20 protein-coding genes are annotated in these 23,633 nt (G+C 64.0%); 13 read left to right on the top strand and 7 right to left on the bottom strand.

All coding sequences use genetic code 11. From position 1 onward, the window contains the following. Positions 1–58 precede the first annotated feature (58 nt). Both I6F38_RS06860 and I6F38_RS06855 read right to left on the bottom strand, forming a co-directional pair. Positions 59–1,042, bottom strand: a complete 984-nt coding sequence (locus I6F38_RS06860; protein WP_225159590.1) for a phosphotransferase — start codon at positions 1,040–1,042, stop codon at positions 59–61. Beyond that, positions 1,039–1,848: an HAD-IIA family hydrolase gene (locus I6F38_RS06855; RefSeq protein WP_225159589.1), complete on the bottom strand. Its 810-nt coding sequence runs from the start codon at positions 1,846–1,848 to the stop codon at positions 1,039–1,041. The genes I6F38_RS06860 and I6F38_RS06855 overlap by 4 nt, the downstream gene beginning before the upstream one ends. A 341-nt stretch (positions 1,849–2,189) precedes the next feature. Between I6F38_RS06855 and I6F38_RS06850 the strand changes: the two genes are divergently transcribed. From I6F38_RS06850 to I6F38_RS06835, 4 genes are all read left to right on the top strand, one after another. Beyond that, the gene (locus I6F38_RS06850; RefSeq protein ID WP_092083051.1) at positions 2,190–3,752 is read left to right on the top strand and encodes an ABC transporter substrate-binding protein; all 1,563 of its coding nucleotides are present in this window, start codon (positions 2,190–2,192) and stop codon (positions 3,750–3,752) included. A 101-nt stretch (positions 3,753–3,853) separates the two neighbouring features. Then, on the top strand, positions 3,854–4,834 hold the full coding sequence (locus I6F38_RS06845; protein WP_225159588.1) for an ABC transporter permease: 981 nt from the start codon (positions 3,854–3,856) through the stop codon (positions 4,832–4,834). Between the two features lie 2 nt (positions 4,835–4,836). Further along, positions 4,837–5,754: an ABC transporter permease gene (locus I6F38_RS06840; protein ID WP_057020612.1), complete on the top strand. Its 918-nt coding sequence runs from the start codon at positions 4,837–4,839 to the stop codon at positions 5,752–5,754. A gap of 1 nt (position 5,755) precedes the next feature. After that, a complete protein-coding gene (locus I6F38_RS06835) occupies positions 5,756–7,576 on the top strand; it encodes an ABC transporter ATP-binding protein (RefSeq protein WP_225159587.1) in 1,821 nt (606 codons plus the stop codon). A gap of 4 nt (positions 7,577–7,580) precedes the next feature. On the opposite strand, the gene I6F38_RS06830 is transcribed toward I6F38_RS06835, so the two are convergent. Continuing rightward, positions 7,581–8,987, bottom strand: coding sequence for an amidase (locus tag I6F38_RS06830; protein ID WP_225159585.1), 1,407 nt, complete (start codon positions 8,985–8,987; stop codon positions 7,581–7,583). A gap of 201 nt (positions 8,988–9,188) precedes the next feature. On the opposite strand from I6F38_RS06830, the gene I6F38_RS06825 reads away from it, so the two are divergent. Next, positions 9,189–10,145, top strand: coding sequence for a phosphotransferase (locus I6F38_RS06825; RefSeq protein ID WP_063790183.1), 957 nt, complete (start codon positions 9,189–9,191; stop codon positions 10,143–10,145). Next, positions 10,142–11,098, top strand: a complete 957-nt coding sequence (locus tag I6F38_RS06820; protein ID WP_225159583.1) for a choline/ethanolamine kinase family protein — start codon at positions 10,142–10,144, stop codon at positions 11,096–11,098. Before I6F38_RS06825 ends, I6F38_RS06820 begins: the two co-directional genes overlap by 4 nt. Before the next feature lie 26 nt (positions 11,099–11,124). Here the strand turns inward: I6F38_RS06820 and I6F38_RS06815 are convergent, their stop codons facing one another. From I6F38_RS06815 to I6F38_RS06805, 3 genes are all read right to left on the bottom strand, one after another. Then, on the bottom strand, positions 11,125–11,916 hold the full coding sequence (locus tag I6F38_RS06815; RefSeq protein WP_168856097.1) for an inositol monophosphatase family protein: 792 nt from the start codon (positions 11,914–11,916) through the stop codon (positions 11,125–11,127). Positions 11,917–11,983: 67 nt separating this feature from the next. After that, positions 11,984–13,015, bottom strand: a complete 1,032-nt coding sequence (locus tag I6F38_RS06810) for a helix-turn-helix domain-containing protein (RefSeq protein ID WP_057020606.1) — start codon at positions 13,013–13,015, stop codon at positions 11,984–11,986. 13 nt (positions 13,016–13,028) lie between these two features. Next, positions 13,029–13,850 carry a DeoR/GlpR family DNA-binding transcription regulator gene (locus tag I6F38_RS06805; RefSeq protein WP_092083044.1) on the bottom strand — a complete coding sequence of 274 codons (822 nt, stop codon included), beginning with the start codon at positions 13,848–13,850 and terminating at the stop codon, positions 13,029–13,031. A gap of 352 nt (positions 13,851–14,202) precedes the next feature. Here I6F38_RS06805 and I6F38_RS06800 point away from each other — a divergent pair, with 352 nt between their 5' ends. The 6 genes from I6F38_RS06800 to I6F38_RS06775 are packed head-to-tail and all read left to right on the top strand — an operon-like array spanning position 14,203 to position 21,630. Next, the gene (locus tag I6F38_RS06800; protein WP_225159582.1) at positions 14,203–15,546 is read left to right on the top strand and encodes an aspartate aminotransferase family protein; all 1,344 of its coding nucleotides are present in this window, start codon (positions 14,203–14,205) and stop codon (positions 15,544–15,546) included. Between the two features lie 50 nt (positions 15,547–15,596). After that, entirely contained in the window at positions 15,597–16,964 is a 1,368-nt protein-coding gene (locus I6F38_RS06795; protein WP_225159581.1) for a glutamine synthetase family protein, read from the top strand. 34 nt (positions 16,965–16,998) lie between these two features. After that, the gene (locus tag I6F38_RS06790; protein WP_225159580.1) at positions 16,999–18,384 is read left to right on the top strand and encodes an aldehyde dehydrogenase family protein; all 1,386 of its coding nucleotides are present in this window, start codon (positions 16,999–17,001) and stop codon (positions 18,382–18,384) included. A gap of 16 nt (positions 18,385–18,400) precedes the next feature. After that, positions 18,401–19,573 (top strand): iron-containing alcohol dehydrogenase, encoded by a 1,173-nt coding sequence (locus I6F38_RS06785; RefSeq protein WP_168856093.1) that lies wholly within the window; start codon positions 18,401–18,403, stop codon positions 19,571–19,573. 3 nt (positions 19,574–19,576) lie between these two features. Further along, positions 19,577–20,407 carry a type 1 glutamine amidotransferase gene (locus I6F38_RS06780; protein WP_225159579.1) on the top strand — a complete coding sequence of 277 codons (831 nt, stop codon included), beginning with the start codon at positions 19,577–19,579 and terminating at the stop codon, positions 20,405–20,407. Next, positions 20,404–21,630: a Zn-dependent hydrolase gene (locus I6F38_RS06775; RefSeq protein ID WP_225159578.1), complete on the top strand. Its 1,227-nt coding sequence runs from the start codon at positions 20,404–20,406 to the stop codon at positions 21,628–21,630. The genes I6F38_RS06780 and I6F38_RS06775 overlap by 4 nt, the downstream gene beginning before the upstream one ends. A gap of 821 nt (positions 21,631–22,451) precedes the next feature. Here the strand turns inward: I6F38_RS06775 and I6F38_RS06770 are convergent. Further along, positions 22,452–22,649, bottom strand: a complete 198-nt coding sequence (locus I6F38_RS06770) for a hypothetical protein (protein WP_076834229.1) — start codon at positions 22,647–22,649, stop codon at positions 22,452–22,454. 622 nt (positions 22,650–23,271) lie between these two features. Here I6F38_RS06770 and I6F38_RS06765 point away from each other — a divergent pair. After that, positions 23,272–23,589 carry a DUF485 domain-containing protein gene (locus I6F38_RS06765; RefSeq protein ID WP_225159577.1) on the top strand — a complete coding sequence of 106 codons (318 nt, stop codon included), beginning with the start codon at positions 23,272–23,274 and terminating at the stop codon, positions 23,587–23,589. Positions 23,590–23,633 lie beyond the last annotated feature (44 nt).

The raw sequence follows: 23,633 nt of genomic DNA, 5'->3' as shown, positions 1-23,633 counted from the left end.
GGAGCAACAACACTGGAGAAGCGGACAGGCGCACCGCGGCTGGTCCCGAAAGTCCGCGTCACAATCCGCGCAGGAACCGGTCGCCGAGCGCGACCGTTCCGTCGGTGTAGCCCGTACCCAGGCGTCGCGCGGTTTCGGTGTCCGAATGCGAAGCGAGCCAGGCCGTCAGCAGCATGCGCCTGAGCATCACGAACGCAGGCAGCATGGCCTCGTCGTCGCGCGAGACCGGTGCGACGGTCCGGTATCCCGCAAGCCACGACTGCTGGAGCAGGTCCATCACCGGCTCGTGCTCGATGAAGCTGACGGCCGCGGCGAAGTCATAGAAGAACCACGAGAAGCCGCAATCGTCGAAGTCGATGACGCCGAGCCGGTCGCCTTCGACGAGCAGGTTGGCGAGGCGGAGGTCGGCGTGAACGAGGCCAAACCGCTGCTCGCCCCGTCCGTAAGCCTCGACGCGCCGTTCAAGTTCGTCGGCGACCCTCTGCAGCAGCCTGCGGCCATCGTCGCGCAGGCCAAGACCGGCGCGCCAGTCACCCCATAGTGGCCGGCGGCCCAGCATGGCATCGAAATCCCAGACCTTGCGCTGGAACGTTGATGGCATTGTCCATCGGCGGCTGTGCGCGTGAAGCCGCGCGCTGGTCGCGCCGAGCTTGCCGAACCAGGTGGCCAGATCGTCCGAGGCGTCCGGCTCCTTGCCGCTGAGGAATTCGAATGCAACGACGTGTCGTGTCGCGCCACTCAGGGGAATGGGGCATAACAGGTGTCCCTCCCGATCGGCGACCGGGCGCGGCGTGAGCACCACGTTGTCTGCGATCACGGCGTCGATCCAGGCGAGCTCGGACGCAATCTCGTCAGGTGAGTGATAGCCGGGCCGCTGCACGCGCAACACGAGTTTTTGCCGAGCGGCCGGATCCTGCGCGAGAAAGGTGGTGTTCTCGGAATGGCTGAGAAAGGCGAGCGTCGATTGCGATGATAGTCCCCAGCGCGGCAGGCTCGCGGCAAGAGAGGCCTGCATGCTCTCGATGAGGCCGGGAGTCATCATCGCGGCCAACCGACCGTCTCGGGCTCCGCGAGGTCAAGAAGGCTCGCGATGATGCGATCGGGAACGACGTCCGCCACCGCATTGAAAGGGACGTCGCTGACGAGCAGGATCGACCGCATGCCGGCGGCCTTTCCTGCTGCGATATCGGTGCCGATCTGGTCGCCGACCATGACGGTCTCATGCCGGGCGGTGCCGAGATGCGCCAGCGCCTGTTCGATCAGGAACGGTTGCGGCTTGCCTAGCACGATCGGCTTCGTATTGGGAACGGCCGCTGCAACCGCGGCCGTGATCACGCCGACGCAGGGATCGTAGCCGTCATGAACCGGCGTCAGGACATCGGGATTGGTGGCGATGACGGTTGCGCCGGCGAGTGCGGCCCTGACCGCGGTGCGCAGCTTGGCGTAGTCGAGCGTGGCATCGAATCCGAGCACGACGATCTTGGGCTCGACGTCGGTCAGGTGATAGCCACTGTCCTCGATCGCCTCGAGCAGTGGTCGTTCGCCGATCGCAAACACGGGCGTGGTGCGCGGCCAGCGCCGTTCGAGCAGGGACGTGACCGCCGAAATCGTCGTGAAGACCTGTGACGGTTCGGCCGGAATGCCGATGCGGCTCAGCTTGGCGGCAAATTGCGCGGCGGATTTCGTCGAATTGTTGGTGACGAACGCATAGGGCAGGCCCCGCTCGCTCCATCCGCGAAACGCCTTGACGGAGTCGTCGATCGGAGTGTCGCCGCGATAGGCGACGCCGTCGAGATCCGAGATGACGCCGCGAATGGGATGGTCGGCCGGAGCAATGCGCTGTTCCAATGCTGGGATTCCGTTCAGTTCCGCGAGCGTGATCATATGGTTGCCTGCACGGCGTTGCTGCTCTGTGCATCCATGATTTGTGTGCTGCACATTGGAAAGGCGTCCTTGCCTTGCCGGTGTGCGCCATGCTTCCGGGAGCGGAAAATCTCCGTGCGCGACTGCGGCGCCCCGGGAGTGTCAGCAACGGAATCGTGGAGCAGCAGGAATCGGGCGATTGCGGCCTTTGGTCTAGGCTTTGCAGGCGTGAAAGCCACGATTTGTGCAAGACGATCGAAACGGCTGAGTGCCTTGCGGCCTCGAGAGCAGTTTCAGCGTTGCCGAAATCATCGAGGGATTACCATATGATCAACCGCAGAGACTTGATGTTAGGGGGACTGGCCGGGGCCGCGGCGTTCGGCTTCGGGCGGGTCAATCCCGACTTTCTTGTGAATTCCGCCTTTGCCGCCGAAGGCAAGACACTGCGCTTTCTCGGCGCGGAAGCGCTGACCGGCAACTGGGACCCAACCACCCATACCAATCTCGGCCAGCTCATCGTCGAGGGCTTCGTGTTCGGCTATCTGACGCGGGCGCCGATGCGGCCGGAGAAGCCGGACGAGCTGATCTTCGAGCTGGCTGAATCGATGAAGCCCATCGACACCTATACGATGGAGGTGAAACTCAGAAAGGGCGTCAAATTTCATGACGGGACCCCGTTCACAGCGGCCGACGTCAAGGCGACCTATGAATATGGCTGCCAACCCGATCGTCCGGCGCAGTGGTACCCCGGTCTCGTCACCGTCGACGTCGTCGACGACTACACCTGCCACATCAACACCAAGGCGCAGGGCTATCCGGCGACGCTCTACTACTACCTGTCGTCCTTCCTGCCGATCATGTCGGCCAAGGACGTTGCCAACAAGGCGCAGCTCTCGGCGCGCATGAACGGCACGGGCCCCTACAAATATGTCGAGCAGAAAGGTGACACCACCGTTCTCGCCGCCAATCCCGACTTCTTCCTCGGCGCAGCGAAGATCCCGGGTGTCGAGTATCACTTCGTCGGTGACACCACGACGCGCACGCTGTCGCTGTTGAACGGCGAGGCCGACATCATCGAGCGGCTCGAGCAGGAGCAGGTCGAGACCATCTCGAAGGATGCCCGCTTCAGCATCCACAAGGCGGTTTCGGTCGAGAACAAATACCTGTTCTTCCGCTGCTCGAAGAAGCCGTTCGACGATCCGCGCATTCGCCTCGCCGCATGCTACTCGATCGACCGCAAGCAGGTGCTCGACGTGCTCGGCGTCTCCGGCATCTATTCCAAGGCGCACATCTCGCCGGTCAAGTTCGGCTATGCCGAGGTGGCCGACTATCCTGAATTCGATCCGGACAAGGCGCAGAAGCTGCTCGCGGAGGCCGGCTTCCCCAAAGGCCAGGGCCTGCCCGAGCTCACCTATTACACGTCGGTCGGCTTCTATCCGAAGACGAAGGAATATGCCGAGTTGATTACCGGCATGCTCCAGGAGCAGGGGTTCAAGGTCAATCTGCAGACGCTCGAAGTCGCGGCGTGGGGTAATTTGCTTTACGACAAGCCCGGCGGCGGTGAGGGCAACATGATCGACTGCGGCTGGTGCACCGGCTCGCCCGAGCCGGATCTCGTCCTGCGCACCCACTTCCACTCCTCCTCCAAGCGCATCACCGGCATCGTCGACAAGGACATCGACGCGGTGCTGGACAAGGAGCGCAACGCCACGACAATCGAGGAGCGCAAGAAGATCCTGCAGACCGAGACGCTGCCGACCATCGCCAAGAAGGCCCCGGCGCTCGCGTTGTTCACCTCGGTCTTCATCCATGCCTACAGCAAGAAGCTGGATGGTCTGTACATCTATCCGAACGGCATGCAGGACATGACCAAGGCAACATTGGCATGATGATTGCTCGGCAGGCCGGGTACGCCCGGCCTGCCGGTTCGCGAACGCAGGCCGGACTGGTCGGGTCTGGTCCTCATGAATTGCAAGGGTAGCTCTTCTCGATGTTGATCCTGGAATTCCTGGTCAAGCGGATCGCGCAGGGCATCCTGATCGTCGTCATCACGTCGTTGATCATCTTCACGCTGCTGCGCGTGGTGCCGGGCGATCCCGTGCGCCTGATCGTCGGCGGCATGGCGCCGGCCGACGTGGTCGAGAAGGTCGCGACCAAGATGGGGCTGCGCGACCCCATCATCGTGCAATATGGTCGGTACATGCGCGGGCTGGTACAGGGCGATCTCGGGCAATCCTATTTGCGGCCGCGCAGCGGCATGATCGCGACCGGCGGGCAGTATGTTGACCCGACCAAGTCGGATATGGCGCCGGTGATCGATCTCATCCTCGAACGCCTGCCGTTCACGCTGCAACTGGGCGGAATGGCGCTCGTGTTCGCGCTGCTGCTGTCGTTTCCGATCGGCATCGCGGGCGGGCTGCACCAGCATCGCTGGCAGAATGCGTTGGCGTTCGGAATGCAGTCGCTGTTCGTCTCGATTCCGAATTTCTGGCTCGCGATCGTTCTGATCCTGTTTCTGTCGGTGAAGCTGAAGCTGCTGCCGGCGCTCGGTTACCAGGGATTTTCCTATGTCATCCTGCCGGCCTTCGTGCTCGCGGTGGAGATCGCCCCCTTCATCATCCGCACGCTGACGACCTCGCTCGGCGAGGTCATGCAAGCGCCGTTCATCGATGAGGCGCGGGTGCGCGGCCTGTCTCGCCGCCGCATCGTCTATTCGCACGCCCTGCGCAACGCGGCAGTGCCGCTAGTCAACCTGCTCGGGATCCAGCTTTCGACGCTGATCGGCGGCGTTCTCGTGATCGAATACATTTTCGACTATCCTGGCCTCGGCAATCTGACCGTGGTCTCTGTCGTCGGGCGCGACTTTCCGGTCATCCAGGGCATCGCCATCACGACCAGCGCCGTCTTTGTCTTCATCAATATCATCGTGGATTTGGTCGCCTATCTGGTCGATCCCCGCGTGGAGATCTGAGCATGACGGCCACCACGATCATCGCCGAGGAGCCCGCCTTGCCGGCGGCCCCAATCCGTTCCGTCAACCGCCGCATCATGGCCGCCGCCTGGCGCATGCCGAGCTTCAAGATCGGTTTCTTCATCTTCATGGCGCTGGTGCTGGCCTCGGCCATCTATCCCGAGGTGTCCTCGATCAGTGCGACCAAGATGGTGGTGAAGGACAAGTTCATGTCGCCGGTCTTTCTCGGCGACAAATGGACCTGGGATCATCCGCTGGGTACGGATCAGCTCGGCCGCGACATGCTGATGCGCAGCCTGATCGGCCTGCGCTATTCGCTGCTGGTCGGCGTCGTCACGGTCCTGCTCATCTTTGTCATCGGCTGCGGCCTTGGCCTGTTCGCCGGCTTCAAGGGCAAATGGTGGGACACCGTCATCATGCGGATCACCGATGCCCAATTGTCGATTCCGATGATCATCCTGGCGATCACCATTCTCGGCGTGTCGCGGCCGACGGTGCCGACCATCATAATCGTGCTGGCGCTGTCCGGCTGGCCGCTCTACGCGCGCGTGGCGCGCAGCGCCGCGGTCACCGAGCGCGGCAAGGAATATGTCCGCGGTCTGCGCGTGCTCGGCGCCGGGGACTGGCGGATCCTGTTTCTGTTCGCCGCGCCGAACATCCTGCCGCCGATCGCATTCGTCGCCGTGCTCGACGTCGCACGCATGATGATCTTCGAAGCGATCCTCGGCTTCCTGGGGCTTGGCATCCAGCCGCCGACGCCGAGCTTCGGCAGCATCATCGCCGACTCCCGCAAATACCTGATCAATGCCTGGTGGATCGCGACCACGCCGGGCGTGTTCCTGGCTATCGCGCTTACCTCGATCAACCTGATGGGGTCGGCGCTCGAGAAGGCGCGCAACCGCATCTATGGGGGTCTCTGAGATGGATCTCTCGCTCATTCTGGAGGTCGACGACCTCACGGTCGGTGCTTCGGCGCCGGGCGCCGCGCCGATCCTCGATCACATCTCCTTCCGCCTCAACACGTCGGAGATCTTCGGCATCTATGGCGAAAGCGGCGCCGGCAAAACCGTGCTCAGCCGCGCATTGGCGAATTGGCTGCCGGAAAGTCTGGCGTATCGCTCCGGACGGGTCACGTTCGCCGGCCACGACATTCTCGGCGCCGGGGCGCGCGAGGTGCGGATCGGCCGCGACATCGCCTATATCGGCTCCAAGCCGCAAAGCTCGCTCGATCCGACGATACCGGTCGGCACCCAGATCGCGGAAAAGCTGCACAGCGTCAGGCCCGAATGGAATCCGCGCGAATGCCGCGAGCGGGTCGTGCAGCTCCTCGGCGAGGTCCGGATTCCATCGCCGAAGGAGCGCTATTGGGACTACCCGGCAAAATTTTCCGGCGGCATGATGCAGCGCGCGATGATCGTGGACGCGATCTGCGCCGAGCCCGCCGTCCTGATCGCCGACAACATTACCCAGCCGCTCGATGTCACCATAGCGGCACAGATCGTGGCGCTGCTCCACGACCTGTGCCTGCGCCACAGGATGGCGACAATCTATCTGTCGTCTTCCTTGCCCACGCTCGGCCAGTTCGGCGACCGCACGGCCGTGCTCCATCAGGGCCGGTTCGTCGAGCAGCAAGCGTTTGCCGGCCTGCTCGCCTCGCCACAGACCGACTACACGCGCAAGGCCATTGCCAGTGTGCCGCGCATGTGGGCGACCACCGAGGGCCCGCTGGCCCGCCGCAAGGCGCAAGACGAAGTGCCGCTGATGAAGGTGGAGCACGTTGTTCGGACCTATCGCGCGCGCAAGCGGGGGACGTTCAATACCTACAGCAACGTGCAGGCGGTGCGCGGCGTAACGCTCGACATCATGCCGCGCGAGAATTTCGGCATCGTCGGGGAATCCGGTTGCGGCAAGTCGACCCTCACGCGCCTGCTGGCCTGGCTGGAGGTTCCCGACAACGGCAGCATCGTCCTCAACGGCACGTCGCTCGGGGCGTTGTCGCCGCGCGAGCTGATCCGCACCCGCAGCGAATTCCAGCTGCTGCTGCAGGATCCGTACAACGCGCTGCCGCCGCGCACCACCGTCGGCCGCATGATCGAGGAGAGCCTGCTGATCCGCGGCAATGTCGCCCGCGCGGACCTGCGCAGCCGGGTCATCGCAGCGATGGCCGAGGTCGGTCTTGCCGCCGAGCTCTATGACCAGCTCCCGAACACGCTCTCCACCGGAGAGCGCCAGCGCATCTCGATCGCGCGTGCCCTGATCCTCGATCCCAAGCTGCTGATCCTCGACGAAACCTTGTCCGCGCTGGATCAACGCGAGCAGTCAAGGCTGATCGACCTGTTCTCGAATCTGCAGGAGAAGAACGACCTCACCTATGTCTTCATCTCCCATGATCTCGCAATGGTGCGCAGGGTCTGCACCCGCATTGCCGTGATGTATCTCGGTGAGATGGTCGAGATCGCCGACAACCGCGAGCTGTTCTTCGATCCCCAGCATCCCTACACCAAGGCATTGCTCTCGGCCGCCCCGACGCTGGAGGAGAAGCCGTTCAACCCGGCGGACTTCTTGCTGGAGGGCGAGCCGCCGAGCCCGATCGATATCCCGGCGGGATGCAGCTTTGCCTCGCGCTGCCCGAAGGCGTTCGGCCGCTGCCGGCTGGAGACGCCGAAGTTGGTCGAACACGCGCCGGGGCGCTTCGCCGCCTGCCACCTTCTCGACGGCGAGCCGGCGCAGGCCGCGGCCTGAGCGCTCAGGGCCGTGGCTTGAACGGCCAGTCCATCGCGAACGAGCGCATGTCCTCCAGCGCCTTGGTCACCTGCAGCACGCCGAGATCGTCGAAGCGGTGCCCGGTCACTTGGACGCCGATCGGCAGATGGCGGGAATCGAATGCCATGCAGACGGTGGAGGCGGGCTGGCAGGTCTGGTTGAACATGGCGGTGAACAGCGTGTGCGCGAGCGGCATCTCACGCGACACGCCGGGCTCCTCGGCCGGGAAATTCACCACCGGTAGCGTCGGGGCGATGACATAGTCCCAGCCCTCGAAGGCCGCGAGCAGCGCCGCCTTCATCTTGGCGATCTGGCCCAGCGCCCGGTAGAGGTCGGCGCCCGAATGTTTCGCCCCGCCAAGGCACCATGCGCGAACGTAGGGATTGATGTCGCGTGCGGTGTCGCCATGCGGCGGCAGCGATGCATATTCGAGATAGCCGCGCACCTGGAGGAACAGGTCGATCGGCGCATAGGCGTCGTCGGTGAGCGGAGAGGTGAACGGCTCGACGATCGCGCCGGCGCCGGCGAGCAGCTTGCCGGCCGCATCGACCGCGCTGCGAACCGTAGCTTCGGCCTTCATGCCGAAGCCCATGTCGGTGAGGACGCCGATCTTCAGTCCCTTCACGTCGCGCTTCAGATGCTCGTGATAGCGCACGCCATCGGCGGGCAGGCTCCAGATGTCGCGCTCGTCCTGCCGCGTCAGCACGGTCAGCAGGCGCGCGATATCATCCACGCTGCGACCCATCGGGCCTGCCATGCGCATGGTGTCGGCCGGCAAATGCGGCACACGGCCATGGGTCGGCTTCAGTCCGGCCAGTCCGCAATGGGCGGCCGGAAGGCGGACCGAGCCCGCGATATCCGTGCCGACGGAAACATAGCCGGCGCCAGCGGCGACGGAGGCGCCTGCGCCGGCCGACGAGCCGCCGGTATTCCAGGCGAGCCCCCAGGGGTTGCGGGTAACGCCGTGCAGCGAGCTGATGCCCGACGCCATCAGGCCGCAATCCGGCATCGTGGTCTTGGCAAAGATCACCGCGCCGGCCTCGCGGAGCGCGATCGCCGGCGGCGAATCGTAGTTGGACGGCGGCAGGGCACGGTTGGCGCCGATGCCGTGAAAATAGGGCCAGCCGATCATGGCGACGCTGTCCTTGACCGTCATGGGGACGCCGTCGAGCGGACCCAGCGCGGTTCCCACCTTCCATCGCGCTTCCGAGCCTTGCGCGCTTGCGATGGCTTGCTCCGGACGGAAGCAGAACAGCGCATTGATCGCGGGATTGACCGCCTCGGCATGGCCGAGCACGGTTCGCAACACCTCCACCGGCGACAATGCGCGCGATGCGTAGGCCTCCGTCAGCCCCGCAAGGCTCATCCCGATCAGTTCCGCAGCAGACATCTTGGCCTCGACAAATGGCGTTCTGGATCAGTGTCCGGATAGCGAAAGTCGCCCCTGTCGGGGTAGTGCCGCTGCCGCAAGGGCATGATTTGGTGGAGTGCGAGGCATCCCTTTTGCATCTGTCTTGATCGAATTTGTCATCAAACCGGGAGGCCCGCGACAGGCGGGCCGAACGACACCCGCGAGAGATCAGAAGTCGTCATGAGCCAATCTGGAACGCAAATCGCCACGGTCCGGAACTACATTGCCGGGCTCCCGGGATGGGGGACGGGCGATATCGTGATCGAGCCCGCCATTCCGGTCCTCGCCTCGCCAAGCTGGCGCGGGGTCGACGGCGCTCCCTGGCGCGCCACCAGGAACGGAAGCGGCGAGAGCATCTTCATCAAGAACATGGATGTGGATGCCAAGCTCTACATCGACGTGGCCTGCGCGTTCGAAGCGGCCCGGCGCGCATCCGATCTCGGTATCGGTCCCAAGGTGCTTGCGGCGGATCCGGACGCGGGACTTCTGGTCATGGAAGATCTCAACCGTGGCTGGCGGGTCGGCACGCTGGAGCGGATGCTGGAGCCGAAGATCGTCGACGCGGTCATCGCGGCGCGGCGCCTGTTCCAGGCAGGGGCGCCTCTGCCGCGGCGCATGGGAGTCTTCGACGAGATCGAGCATTTCTACGAGGCGGCAAAGGCCGCGAAGGCGCAACTGCCGTCTGATGCGGAATGGCTGGTCAAGGAGCTGCGTTTTGCGGCCGATGCCTTGAGGAAACTCGACATCAAACCGGTGCCAATCCATGGCGATGGCAATGTCTCGAACATTCTGATCAGCGACACCGGCGAGGTTCGCCTGATCGATTGGGATCGCGCCACGACGGCCGACCCGCTGGAGGACCTCGGCAGCTTCCTCGTCGAAGCCTTCGCGCAGGAGCCGGAGGCGCGCGACGCCTTCAGCCGCAACGCCGGCGGATTCGACGAGCGCGCATTCAGCCGCGCCCGCATCTACGGCATGGCGGATGATCTGCGCTGGGGCCTGATCGGCGCCGTGCTCGCCGCGCGGTCGGCGCGCAACACCTTTGAGTTTTACAAGTTCGCCAGCTGGCGCTTCGTACGTTGCCGCATGACGGTCCGGGAGCCGCGCTTTGGCGAGATGCTTCGGAGGATCGCATGACTGTCCGCAGGAAGCTCGGCGAGGGAGCGACAGTCCACGAGCGCAATATCGAGGCAGCGATCGCCCGCGTGCCGCAATGGCACGGCAAGGGGGCGGCCTATACCCCGCTGGTCGGCGGCCTCATGAATCAGAACTGGCTGGTCGAGATATCCGGCGATGGACGGCGCTACTTCATCAAGGTGCCCGGCGAGGGCTCGGAGATGTTCATCGATCGCGTGACCGCCAACGAGGCTGCGCGCAATGCCCACGCCATGGGCGTTGCGCCCGAGGTGATCTTTTTCGACGCCACGGACGGGCTCGAGATCAGCGAGTTCCTCGAAGGCTATCGCGCCTGCACCAATGCCGATTTCGGCGATGCCGCCATCCAGGCCGACGTTCTCGACCTTTACCGCCGCCTGCATGCCGGCCCGAAGCTTGGCCAGACCAAGACCATCTTCGACATGATCGAGGAACATATCGAGCAGGGCAGGGAGCTCGGCGCGCATTTCCCGCAGGACATGTCCTGGCTGATGCATCGCTACAATCAGGCCAAGTCGGCGTTCCTGGCGTCGGGTCTCGATCTCGTGCCGTGCTTCAACGATCCGATGCCGGGCAATTTCCTGATCTCGGCGGAATCAGGCGCCCCAAAGCCGATGAAGCTGATCGACTATGAGTTCGCATCCAACAACGAGCGTAGCTATGAGCTCGGCGTCCTGTTCGCCGAGATGTTCTTCGACGAGCATCTGACGGAGGCCCTGATCGAGCAATATCTGGGCGAGGTGCGGCCGCAGATGGTCGCGCGCGTGATACTCAACCGAGCGCTCGCCGATCTGAAATGGGCGTCATGGGCGGTCGTGAACAGGAAGCTCAAGGACTGGGATTTCGACTATCAGAAGTACGGCGTCTGGAAATACATGCGTGCCCGCGACGTGATGTACGATCCCCGCTGGGATGGCTGGTTGCGGCTCGTCTGAGCCGCGCGACAGGAGGGCTTCCGCAGTTATTGATTGAGGATCGCGAGCGCCTGCTCGAGCAGGCTGTCGTTCGCGGCCGCGATGATCCGGCCATCGGATTCCGGCGACAGCGGCCGCCCCTGCCAGTCGCGGACGATGCCGCCAGCGCCCTCGACCACCGGAATCAGCGGCATGAAGTCGAACGACTTGAGGGAGGTTTCGACCACGAGATCGCAGTGGCCGGATGCGAGCAGGCCATATTGGTAGCAGTCGCCGCCAAATCGCCGGAACATGGCCTTCTGGCTGAGCGCATCGTAGCGGGCCCAGTCGCTCGGCGTGAAGAAGTCCGGCGATGACGTGTAGATCTGCGCGTCTTCCAGTCGCGTGGTGCGGCTCACCCTTGCCAGCTTGCCGTTGAAGGTGGTGCCTTGCCGGGTGCCGTACCACCGCTCGGCCAGCGCGGGCATATCGATCATGCCGGCGGTGATCGATCCATCTCTCTCGTCGGCGAGCGCGACGAGCGTGCCGAACAGCGGCATGCCGGAGATAAAGCTCTTCGTTCCGTCGATCGGATCGAGATACCACGTGTAGCGGTCCCCGGCCGTCGATCCCATCTCCTCGCCGAGGATGCCGTGATCGGGGAAGCGCGAACCGATCAGCTGCCGTAGCTCCATTTCGATCGCACGATCGGCGATCGTGACCGGCGTCAGGTCCGGCTTGCGCTCGAAATCGACGCGGGAACGGAAGTGCGTCACGGCGATTCGTCCGGCCACGTCGGCAAGCTCGTTGAAGAACGAAGCGAGCTCGCTTGCGGATAATCTGTCTTGAATGTCGTCCAATGGTCGCTCCGGGCGGGAGGCGTGCCGACGTCGCGGGACGCACGACGCCTTGCCTTGGGATGGGGCGTTACGCGGTCTCGTGGACCGACTGCTTGTCGATCTCCCAATAGGGGGAGTCGAATCCATTGCGCCGCGCCACTCGGGCGGCAGGGCTCCTCGGCTGCGGCGAGCGCACGCCAGCGGCCGGCTGCGGCGCCGACACGGGCGCCTGGCGAACGTCGCGGGGCGCCACCTTGAAGTGCCGGCTGAAGCAGCGGGAGAAATGCGACACGTTCTTGAAGCCGACTTCGTAGGCGACCTCCGAGACGGTCCGCCGGCCCTTCGGATCGGCGACTAGGATTTCATACGCCCGCTGCAGCCGCTTGGTCTGGACGAACTGGCTGACCGTCGTCTCGTTGTCGTTGAACAGGCTGTACAAATAACTGAGCGAGATGCGGCTCGACGCCGCGATCTTCTTCGGCGACAACGACTGGTCACCGAGATGGCTCTCGATGAAGTCGACGATCCGGCGGCGCAGGTGATAGCGCGCGTTGCGCACATCGGTTGCGGCGCCGCGATCCTCCGATCCGATGGTCAGCGCGACGAAGCTGATCATTTCGGTCGCGAGCGCCTGGGGGTTCGGCGGCGGTGAGGCGACGAACAGTTCGGCCACGCTGCGGATCATGCCCGCCAGCAGGTGCGTCATCTGTTCGTTTGGCTTGAAGCGGCGACTGATGTGATCTTCAACCGAGACGAGCCGGCCGCGCAGCTCGGCGGCCGGAATCCGCAACATCAGGAAGCGTGCGGTCTTGTCAGACGACAATTCGTAGAAGGCGAGCTCGCTGAGCAGGACATATTCGCCGGGACGTGCGATCCCGATGCGGCTGTCCTGGCTGAATGCGACGCATCCAGTCTGCGGAAACACCAGCACATAGGCGGCATCGTGGATGCAGGCAACGCGTTCCCAGTTGCGGGCAAAGGCGTGGTCCGGCCCGACGAGTTCGAGATCGAGGCGTCCGATCCGGGTCCGCCAATCCTGCGTGGGACCGGGGCCCTTGTCGTTGCCAGCATGAAGGCCGGTGTGTTCCTCGCGGGAAGCAACAGATGTCAGGCGTGCCATGGCTGGGCCTTTCTCAGGGTTGCGCAACGATGATCTCCGTTCCGGCTTCACGGAGAGCGGTTGCCAGAGCTCCCTCTGGCTGCCGATCGGTAACCAGGCGATCGATATCGGTCCAATGTGCGAAGACGGTGAGCGCACGCTGGTCGAATTTGCCGTGATCGGCCACCAGGATGGCTTCTGCGGCGCGCTTGGCCATCGCGCCATAGATGGCGCCGGCCTCATCGTCGGCATCATTCGCGCCGCGCGCGCTGATGCCGGTCGCGCTCACGATGGCGCGGTTGGCCTCATAGCTGTTGATGTTCGCGATCGTCTGCGTGCCGAACACATAACCTTCGGTGGGGTGATAGCGGCCGGGACAGCAGAGCACGCGGATCGACGGATTGACGGCTAGCGCGGCCGCAATGGCGTAATCATGGGTGATCACGGTGATGTCGTGCGCGCGTGAGGCCAGCCGTCGCGCGATGTGAAACGTGGTCGCGCCGGCGCCGAGCATCAACACCTCGTTCGGCAGGATCAGGTCGGCGATCACCGCGGCCATCGCCTCGCGCTCGGCGATCATGATCGCCTTGCGATCGGTCAGCGCCGGCTCGAGCGCGAAGGGACGGGACGCTCCGCCATAGGTGCGGTTGATGAGCTTCTGCTCCTGAAGCTCCATCAGATCGCGCCGGATGGTCTCGCCGGAGACGCCGAGCACGGCGGCGAGCTCGGAAGCCCGCAGCGTCGGCGCGGCGGTGAGTTGCGAGATGATGTGCTTGTGGCGCGCGAGCTTCGAGAGGCGGTCGCCGTCGGCCTTTCGTGGCCGCTTGTCGGCCGCAGCAGGGGCGTCACTCGTCATTCCGCTGTCTCTCCGGCTGCAAACCTCTCCAGCGTCCGTGCCATGATCGTTCCCCAAGTGATGTTGTGAGTCCACATCAATTGTGTGGCATATTCCTCATTTTTTGGGCGCCGTGCTGCCTATGGAATTCGCAAAGGAATCATGGCGATCACATAAGGCACTGAAACATATGAAGTATGGCTTTGGAATGCGGAGCGCATGTCTGACGTTCTGGTGTCTCTTGCCTGCAATCTGCTTTTCAGTTGTGGGGATTCGCACATAGATCCAAGGTCGCGGTGGAACGGCTGGGGAATGATCGCCGCAGGGGACGGCTTTGGTCCGCGCAGGCCGCGGGCCAAAGGAAAGGCAGGCGATGCAGCAGGAGAAAGCGATTCTGGCGTTGAACGCCTTCGATCAGAGCCGGGTGTCGTCAATCGACCCAGCGCTCGGCGAGGCGGTGCAACGACGCCTGCGTTCGTTCGGAAAAGCCTCGGTGCTGTTCTATCAGGAGCCGATCAGGATGGCTCGCGCCGAAGGCGTCTATATGTTCGACGTCGATGGTCGGCGCTATCTCGATCTCTACAACAACGTCCCGTCGGTCGGGCATTCGCATCCGCGCGTTGTCGAGGCGATAAGCCGTCAGGCCGGCCTGCTCAGCACGCACACACGCTATCTCAACGACGTCGTCGATGGCTATGCGGAGCGTCTCCTGGCGACGTTTCCGCGCGGGATCGATCATCTGGTCCTGACTTGCACCGGCAGCGAGGCGAATGACCTTGCGTTACGGGTCGCGAAAGTGACAACCGGGCGGATGGGCTTCATTGTCACGGAGACCGCCTATCACGGCAATAGCGCCGCAGTGACCGATGTCTCGCCGTCCTCGCGTCCCGGTCAGCCGCTGCCGCCCCACGTGCGGGCAGTTCCCGCACCCGAGATGTATCGCAATCCGGTCGGCGATCCCGGCCAGCGCTTTGCCGACAGCGTTGCCGCAGCGATCACCGATCTCGAGCGAAGCGGCTTCGGCTTTGCTGCGCTGCTGGTGGACACGATCTTTTCGAGCGATGGCATCTATGCCGACCCTGCCGGCTTCCTGGCCCCCACCGTGAAGCTCGTGCACGAACGTCAGGGACTGTTCATCGCCGACGAGGTGCAGCCAGGCTTCGGACGAACCGGGGCGGCGATGTGGGGCTTCGCGCGCCATGGCGTCGTCCCCGACATCGTCACGATGGGCAAGCCCATGGGCAACGGCTTTCCGATGGGAGGCGTCGCCATGCGCGCCGCGCTGCTCGATCGCTTTGCCGCGGAAGTGAAGTACTTCAACACCTTCGGCGGCAACCCGGTGGCCGCGGCCGCAGGCCTTGCCGTGCTCGACGTCATCGAGGACGAGGGCTTGATGCAGAATGCGCGCGAGGTCAGCCGTCACCTGATGGATGGATTGCGCGAGATCGGCAATCGCCACATGACCATCGGAGACGTTCGTGGTGCCGGCCTGTTCATCGGGCTCGAGCTGGTGCGCGACCGCGACAGCAAGGAGCCCGCGCCGGAGCTCGCTAGCCTGCTGATCAATCGCCTGCGCCGGCGCGGCATCCTGATCGGTGCTGCCGGTCCGTTCGGCAGCACGCTCAAGATTCGTCCGCCGCTGTGCTTCGGCAAGGACCACGCCGACATGTTCATCACCGCGTGCGACGAGGAGTTGCGCGAGGTGGCCGCGTCGTGACGCGATCGCCGATAGCCCGCGATGCCACAGAAGCCGAAGATTTGAAGATCATGGATGCAAGAAGCGTACGAACTATCGCCGAGGCGAAGGCCCTTGTCGAGGAGCGGGGCCTCTCCCACGTCAAGCTCGGCATCGTCGATCTCGACGGCGTCATTCGCGGAAAATATCTCGCGCGCGACAAGTTCGTCGGCGCGCTGGAGGCCGGCTTCAGCTTCTGTGACATCGTGTTCGGCTGGGACTCCAACGACCAGATGTACGACAACTGTGCATTCACCGGCTGGCATACGGCCTTTCCCGACGCGACCGCGCGCATCGATCCTTCGACCTGCCGCAATGTGCCGACGGAAGAGAACATGCTGTTCTTCCTCGGTGAATTCGAGGGCGCCGCGGCGGGGGTGTGTCCGCGCCGGCTGCTGCGGCGCGTCATTGACCGCGCCGAGGGCATGGGATTCTCGCCGTCCGTGGCCGCGGAGTTCGAGTTCTTCGTGTTCGACGAGACGCCGCACAGCGTGCGCGAGAAGGGCTTTCGCGGCTTGAGGAATCTCACGCCGGGCTGGTTCGGCTATTCCATGCTGCGCGCCTCCGTCGAGTCCGAATTTCATCGCTCGCTGCTCAAGCTCTGCAACGAGATGGACATGCCGGTCGAAGGCCTGCACACCGAGACCGGACCCGGCGTGCTGGAGGCCGCGATCCAATACACCGATGCGCTCGCGGCCGCCGACCGCGCCGTGCTGTTCAAGACCTTCTCCAAGGTCTGGGCCGAGCGTCAGGGCAAGATGCTCACCTTCATGGCCAAATGGTCGAACGCCTATCCCGGACAATCCGGGCATCTGCATCTGTCGCTGCGCGACCGGGACGGCAAGCCGGTGTTTCACCAGGGCGGCAGGCCCGGCGACATGTCCGACATCATGCGCTGGTTCGTCGGCGGCCAGCAGGCGCTGCTTCCGGAGCTGCTCGCGATGGTGGCCTCGACCGTGAACAGCTACTCGCGCCTGATCCCCGGCTTCTGGGCACCGACCGACGCGACCTGGGGAATCGAGAACCGGACCTGCGCGTTGCGCGTCATTCCCGGCAAGCCGGCCAGCCAGCGCGTCGAGTACCGCGTCGCTGCCGCCGACATCAATCCGTATCTGGCGATCGCGGCCGCGCTCGGATCGGGCCTCTGGGGAATCGAGCACAGGATCGAACCGGACGAGCCGATCATCGGCAACGCCTATGAGCGCAAGCATCCGCCCGAGCGCGCGTTTCCGCGCACGTTGTCGGAGGCGGCCGACCGGCTGGTCGCCTCGCAGGCGGCGCGCAACCTGTTTGGCGACGTCTTCGTCGATCACTACGCGATGACGCGGCAGTGGGAGGAGCGCGAGTTCCGCAAGGCCATCACCGACTGGGAGCTCGCTCGCTACTTCGAGATCATTTGAGACGGATCCTCCCTTCCAAAACGAGTGACATCACGTGAACGATATCGTCTGCATTTCGCCGGTCGACGGCAGCGAGGTTGCCCGGCGGCCTGTCGCAACGGGTGCCGAGGTCATCGCGGCTCTCGCGCAAGCACGGAAAGCGCAGCAGGAATGGTCGAGCATATCGCTCGCCGAGCGCAAGGCCATGATGCTCGCCTTCCTGCACGAGATGCGGGCGCAGAACGACGAGGTCGTTCCGGAGCTCGCGATGCAGATGGGCCGGCCGGTGCGCTATGGCGGCGAACTGCGCAGCCTGGAGGAGCGCGTCCGCGTGCTGGTCGAGCTCAGCGATGAAGCGCTGACGCCGATCGTGCCGACCGGGCAGCCCGGCTTCCGCCGCATGATCAAGCGCGTTCCAGCCGGCATCGTGCTGGTGATCGCGCCCTGGAACTATCCCTATCTCACCGCGGCCAACACCATCGTGCCGGCGCTGCTGGCCGGCAACGCCGTGATCCTGAAGCATGCCGCGCAGACCCTGCTGGTCGGTGAGCGCTTCCAGGCGGCGCTGGACCGGGTCGGCCTGCCCAAGGGGGTGTTCAGGACGCTCACGCTCGACCATGTCATGACCAGTGAGCTGATCTCATCGCGCTCGGTCGACCATGTGAACTTCACCGGTTCGGTCGCCGGCGGCCGGGCGGTCGAGCGGGCGGCGGCCGGGACATTCATCAGCCTCGGGCTAGAGCTCGGCGGCAAGGATCCGGCCTATGTGCGGCCGGATGCCGATTTCGATTTCGCGGTCGAGCAGCTCGTGGACGGCGCCTTCTACAACTCCGGCCAATGCTGCTGCGGCATCGAGCGGATTTACGTGCATGAGCGGATCTATGACTCCTTTGTAGACGCCTTTGCCGGCCTGACCGCGCGCTACCGGCTGGGCAACCCGCTGTCGCAGGACACGACGCTCGGCCCGATGGCGGCGACACGCTTTGCCGATACCGTCCGCGCGCACATCGGCGAGGCCGTCGCAAAAGGCGCGCAGCCTCTGATCGATCCGGCCCGGTTCCCGGCGGACAAGATCGGTACGGCCTATCTGATGCCTCAGGTCCTGGTCGGCGTCGATCACTCCATGCAGGTGATGATGGAGGAGAGCTTCGGGCCTGCGGTCGGCCTCATGAAGGTCTCCTCCGATCAGGAGGCGGTTGGCCTAATGAACGACAGCCCCTATGGCCTGACTGCATCGGTCTGGACCGAGGACGCCGCCGCAGCCGAACGTATCGGTGACGGCATCGCAACGGGCACCGTATTCATGAACCGCTGCGATTATGTCGATCCCGCCCTGGCGTGGACCGGCCTCAAGGACACCGGACGTGGTGTCGGCATGTCGCGCCTCGGCTTCGAGGCGCTGACTCGCCCAAGATCATTCCACCTTCGCATCGAGCATTGAGCATTGAGAGCAGCACATGGACGTTCAGATCACCGGCGCCTGGAATTTTCCGACGCGCGTCGTCACCGGCGCGGGCCGCATTGCCGAGCTTCCCGAGGCGTGCCAGACCAACGGCCTCACGAGGCCATTGCTGGTCACCGATCACGGGCTTGCCAAGACCGATCTCATCGCCAGCATCGTCGACCGTGTGCGCGAGGCGGGCATTCCGCTCGCCGTGTTTTCCGACGTGAAGACCAATCCGACCGAAACCAACCTGACGGCCGGCGTCGAAGCCTTCAAGGCCGGCGGTCATGACGGCGTGATTGCGGTGGGCGGAGGTTCGGCGCTGGACGTCGGCAAATGCGTGGCGTTCATGGTGGCGCAGTCGCGCCCGGTCTGGGATTTCGAGGACGTCGGCGATTGGTGGACGCGCGCCAACACCAAGGGCATCGCGCCGATCATTGCGGTGCCGACGACGGCAGGCACGGGGTCCGAGGTCGGCCGCGCCGGTGTGATCACTCGTGAGGATACCCATGAGAAGAAGATCATCTTCCATCCCATGATGATGCCCAGGATCGCAATCGAGGATCCCGAGCTCGCGGTCGGTCTCTCGCCGTTTCTCACCATGGCAACCGGCATGGATGCGCTGTCGCACTGCTTCGAGGCCTACTGCGTCAAGGCATTTCACCCGCTTGCCGACGGTATCGCGCTGGAGGGGATGAAGATCGTCGATAACTATCTACCGCGCGCGGTCGAGAACGGTCGCGACCTCGAAGCACGCGCCTACATGTTCGCCGCGGCCTCGATGGGAGCCACCGCGTTCCAGAAGGGGTTGGGCGCGATCCACTCGATATCCCATCCGGTCGGCGCCCGATACGATACTCATCACGGGCTGACCAATGGCGTGGTCTTCCCTTATGTCCTGGTCTGCAACAAGGCTGCGATCGCCGACAAGATTCCGCACATTGCCCGCGCGCTCAACCTGCCGAGCCAAGACTTCGATGCCGTGCTGTCCTGGCTGCTGGCCTTCCGCAAGAAGCTCGGCGTGCCGCATACGCTCGCCGAGCTCGGGGTGAAGGAGACCGACGCCGGAACGATTGCGGCCGATGCCGTCAAGGATCCGACGGCGGGTGCCAATCCGCGGCCGTTGACCGAGCCGGAGTTCAAGCAGCTGACGCTGGCCGCCATTCGAGGCGATCTTGGAAGCTGAGCCGTGCTGAGGCTGCTCGTTCTTGAGGGCAACACGCTGGCCGGCCGGCGACGGATCGCCGAGACGGCGGGCGCAATGCCTGCGGAGAGCTATGCGGCGGTCCTGCGGTCGCTTGCACCTCGCGTCGTCGTCGACATCGCGACACCGGCGGATGCGAGCTTCGCGCTGCCGCAACCGCTCGAAGCTTACCACGGCATCGCGATCACGGGATCGGCCCTCAATATCTACCAGCGAGAGGTCGAAGCGCTGCGGCAGATCGACCTCGTGCGCGAGATCTTCGTTCGCGGAGTGCCAATGTTCGGCTCGTGCTGGGGCTTGCAGCTCGCTACTGTCGCAGCGGGCGGCGAGGTCGGTCTCAACCCGGCGGGACGCGAGGTCGGATTCGCGCGAAGGATCATGCTAACGGCTGAAGGCCGCGCTCATCCCATGCATGCTGGCCGTGCGGCGGTGTTCGACGCGCCGGCCATCCACAGCGATATTGTCACCCGCCTTCCGCAGTCCGCAACCGTCACCGCCTGGAATAACATGTGCGAGGTTCAGGCGGCGGAGATCCGTTTCGGTCGCGGGCTATTCTGGGGTGTGCAGTATCATCCCGAATATCGCCTGCACGACGTCGTCGCCGTCATCCGGCGCTACGGACAGCTCCTGGTTGACGAGGGTTTCTTTGCCGATCTGGACGCGCTCGCGCGTTATGCCGGCGACCTCTCGGCGCTCGAGGCGGACGAACGGCGTGGCGATCTCGCCTGGAAACTGGCACTTCACCGCGACATTCTGAGCCATGATTGCCGGCAGACCGAGCTGAGGAACTGGATCGCATCGCTGGAGCAGACATGACCGCATTGCATGACCTCATCGCGCGCTTTGCCAGGATCGGTGCGACCGACGACGGTGGCGTGTGTCGGCTGGCTGGAACGGCGCGCGACAAGGAGGCGAGGGACCTCTTCTTGCACGAGATCGCCGATCGCGGCCTTGTTCCGAGGATCGATGCGATCGGCAATCTGTTCGGCGTGGCGATGCTGACACCGGCGTCCACGGACGTCGTCATGACCGGCTCGCACCTCGATTCCCAGCCGACGGGAGGGCGATATGACGGGGTCTTCGGCGTGCTCGCCGGGATCCTCGCGGTCGAGGCCGTCAGGGAGCGTTGCCGTGACAATCCCGGCGCCGCGCGACGCAACCTCGCCGTCGTGAACTGGACCAATGAGGAGGGTGCCCGCTTCCAGCCCAGCCTGACCGGCAGCTCGGTTTTCGCCGGCGCCCTGAGCCTGAAGGATGCATATGCGTGCAGCGACGCAGAGGGCGTCACCCTGGGCGAGGCGCTGTCCGCGATCGGCTATTGCGGGACGACGCCGCTCGAACACAATCCGGTGCGTTATGTCGAGTTGCATGTGGAGCAGGGCGATCGCCTGGAGCAGGCGGCTGGCGACATTGCCGCAGTGTCCGGCGCGTGGATGACGCGCAAGATATCGGTGATGTTCGAAGGCGACTACTCGCACACCGGACCGATGCCGATGGCGCTCCGCCGCGACGCACTGCGCGCAGCGGCCCGGGCTATCGAGGCGCTGTACCAGGAGGTCGCGAGGGAGACTGCGGGCGCCCATGCCTCCGCGGGGCGCATCAGCGTTTATCCCAACTCGCCGAATGTCGTGGCGGGCCGTGTTCGGGTCTGGTTCGAGATCCGGCATGAGGCCGAAGCCGTGGTCTCGGCGATCAGCGATCGCTTTCTGAAGCGAATCGCGCGTGAGTCGGGCGAGATCGGCGTTGGTATCTCGATCGCTGCCGACGAGAGGCGAGCGGGGACCGTGCTTGATCCCGGCGGCGTGGCACTGGTTCTTTCTGTCGCCGCGGATCTCGGCTTCAAGGCCATGACGTTCAAGACCATCACCGGCCACGACGCGCTGGCCATCCAGAAATCTGTTCCGTCCTCGCTGATCTTCGTCCCGAGCGAGGGCGGGCTCAGCCACAATCCGCGCGAGTTCACGGCGCCTGCGGCCCTCGACAAGGGCTACGCGGTGCTGACCGAGGTGCTGTGGAGAATGGTTACCGCGAAGGCGTGAGGCATTTCGGGTGGATGATGCCAAATGGGCGATGAAGGGACATCACCCGACAAGTAATTGATTTGCTGGTGGATCCGGCGGGACTCGAATCTGCAACCAGACCGTATGAGCGACGATCGCGTTCGAAGCTCGTCTGCCGCTTATCAAAGTAGACCGTTAGCTGATTTCCGCTTCTGCCCAAAGCCGAACTTTGCAGAAGGTTGCAATGTCCGCCTTCGGGAGGAAAGCCGACCAAGGCGAAGCGGACCGCCGAGGTCGGCTTGGACCCATATGACGGACCTCGTGCGCATTGAGCCCAGTTACGGAACCAGTATCGCAATCGATAAACTTCGATTTGCTCTGCAAGCCCTTCTTTTGAACGAGCCGATAAACGCTTCGGGCACGAAGGATTATTTCGGGATGATGTTGAGCAGGAATTCGGCGATGGTCTGCTCTTTGGCTTTGCCGGCGTAGACTGCAACGGCCGGCCACGGCGATGCCGAAGAAGAAGCCACAGCCGCGACGGGCGGATAACGGTAGTCATCCCTTAATGATGAGGCGCCCCAGGAACGCGTTGCAGGCCCGTTCGGCTTCAGCGAACGAACTGAAGGGAGACCCGGATACGTGAGCCGCTGGCATATTCAGAAAGTCGGGGCGATATGATGCAACAAAGCCCGGCTCTCCATGCAATCCAGGTCCACTCCGGCTCTCGTTGCTGATGACGAATGAATAGTCGTCGCTGCTTGCGATCCATATCTCCAGTTCAGTATCGACTCGGCGGAAGTGCAGGGCCATTTCACCCTCACAAACTTTGGTCCTCCGTGATCATCCACATGGGACGCTTAGTCTGCTTTTGTGCGGTTGGCCGCTTCTGCCTCCCGCGCCAGCCGTTCGGCCTTCAGGCGCTCTCGATTATCATGGACCGCTTTTTGCGCTTTGGCGTAATCCGTCATAGCATCCTTCGGCCTGACAGTCTTGAATGCCTTGTTTGCTTCGCGTTCCGCAGCCGTCGGCGCCCGTCGGTCTCGCTCTTTAATCATTGTTGACCTCCCATTTGGGCTGACTAATCAACGCGCGGAGCCAGCTTTCGATCCTATTATGGGCAATGATCTTGAGGCTGCGATCATTTTTCTGTCGCGGCGCATCTTGTGAAACGCCTCCGGCCCTTTGATGAGCTTGCGCTTGCGGCTGGCCTGATCGTCTTGGCTGGCTGTACTGTCGGTCACCTTGTCGAGTGCGTCGCCTGCCAATTCGCGGGCGCGCTCCCCGGGGCTGTGCCGTTCAGCGCGCAACGCCGTGGGCGATACAGTTAGCCCGAACTCGACCAGCCGGCGGACGGACGTCCTCAGAGCGGCCGGGAATATCGTCCTGCTTTGCCGCCCAGGCATCGACGACAGCCCGTAGGTCGGCTGACAGCGAATTACGACTGTCCGGCTTGTGCATCGTCCCGGGATGTCGAGATAGGCGATGGCGCGACAATCGCGGCGCACCCAGCATGGCATGAAATCACCCGGAGTTTGGCAGGATATCACCTTGCCGGATGTAGTCCGGATTCTAATGCTCGGAGCCTCGGAACAGAGACGCCCCGAGCCCCGAATCCCTGCGGCGCAACGCACGCGGAAGGACGCGACGGTCGGAAAATGTCTCTGAGGGAGGAATCGGATGCCACAACTGTCGCCCGAGCGCACGCGGAAAATCCTTGCCGATAGCGCGTTCAGAGAGCTCGTCTCAGGCCGCGCGAGGTTGCGATGGTGTCTCTCCATCCTGACGCTAGTCATGTTCTTTGGCTTCGTCGCGCTGATCTCGACCGCGAAAGCCGCGCTCGGCGCGAGTTTCGCCGGCAGCGCGATGCCGCTCGGCTTCGCGCTCGCCCTTCTCATGGTTGCGGCGATCATCGCTTTCACCGCCTTCTATGTTCAGCGCTCGAACACGCGCTTCGACGAACTCGCGCGCAGAGTCAATCGGGAGCTCGGCCGATGATCGCCAGATGGCTGCTGATCGCACTTTGCGTGGTGTTTCCATTC

Source organism: Bradyrhizobium sp. BRP56, from assembly GCF_020194035.1.
Lineage (GTDB): Bacteria > Pseudomonadota > Alphaproteobacteria > Rhizobiales > Xanthobacteraceae > Bradyrhizobium > Bradyrhizobium australafricanum.
This window is presented reverse-complemented; position numbering and strand designations above follow the sequence as displayed.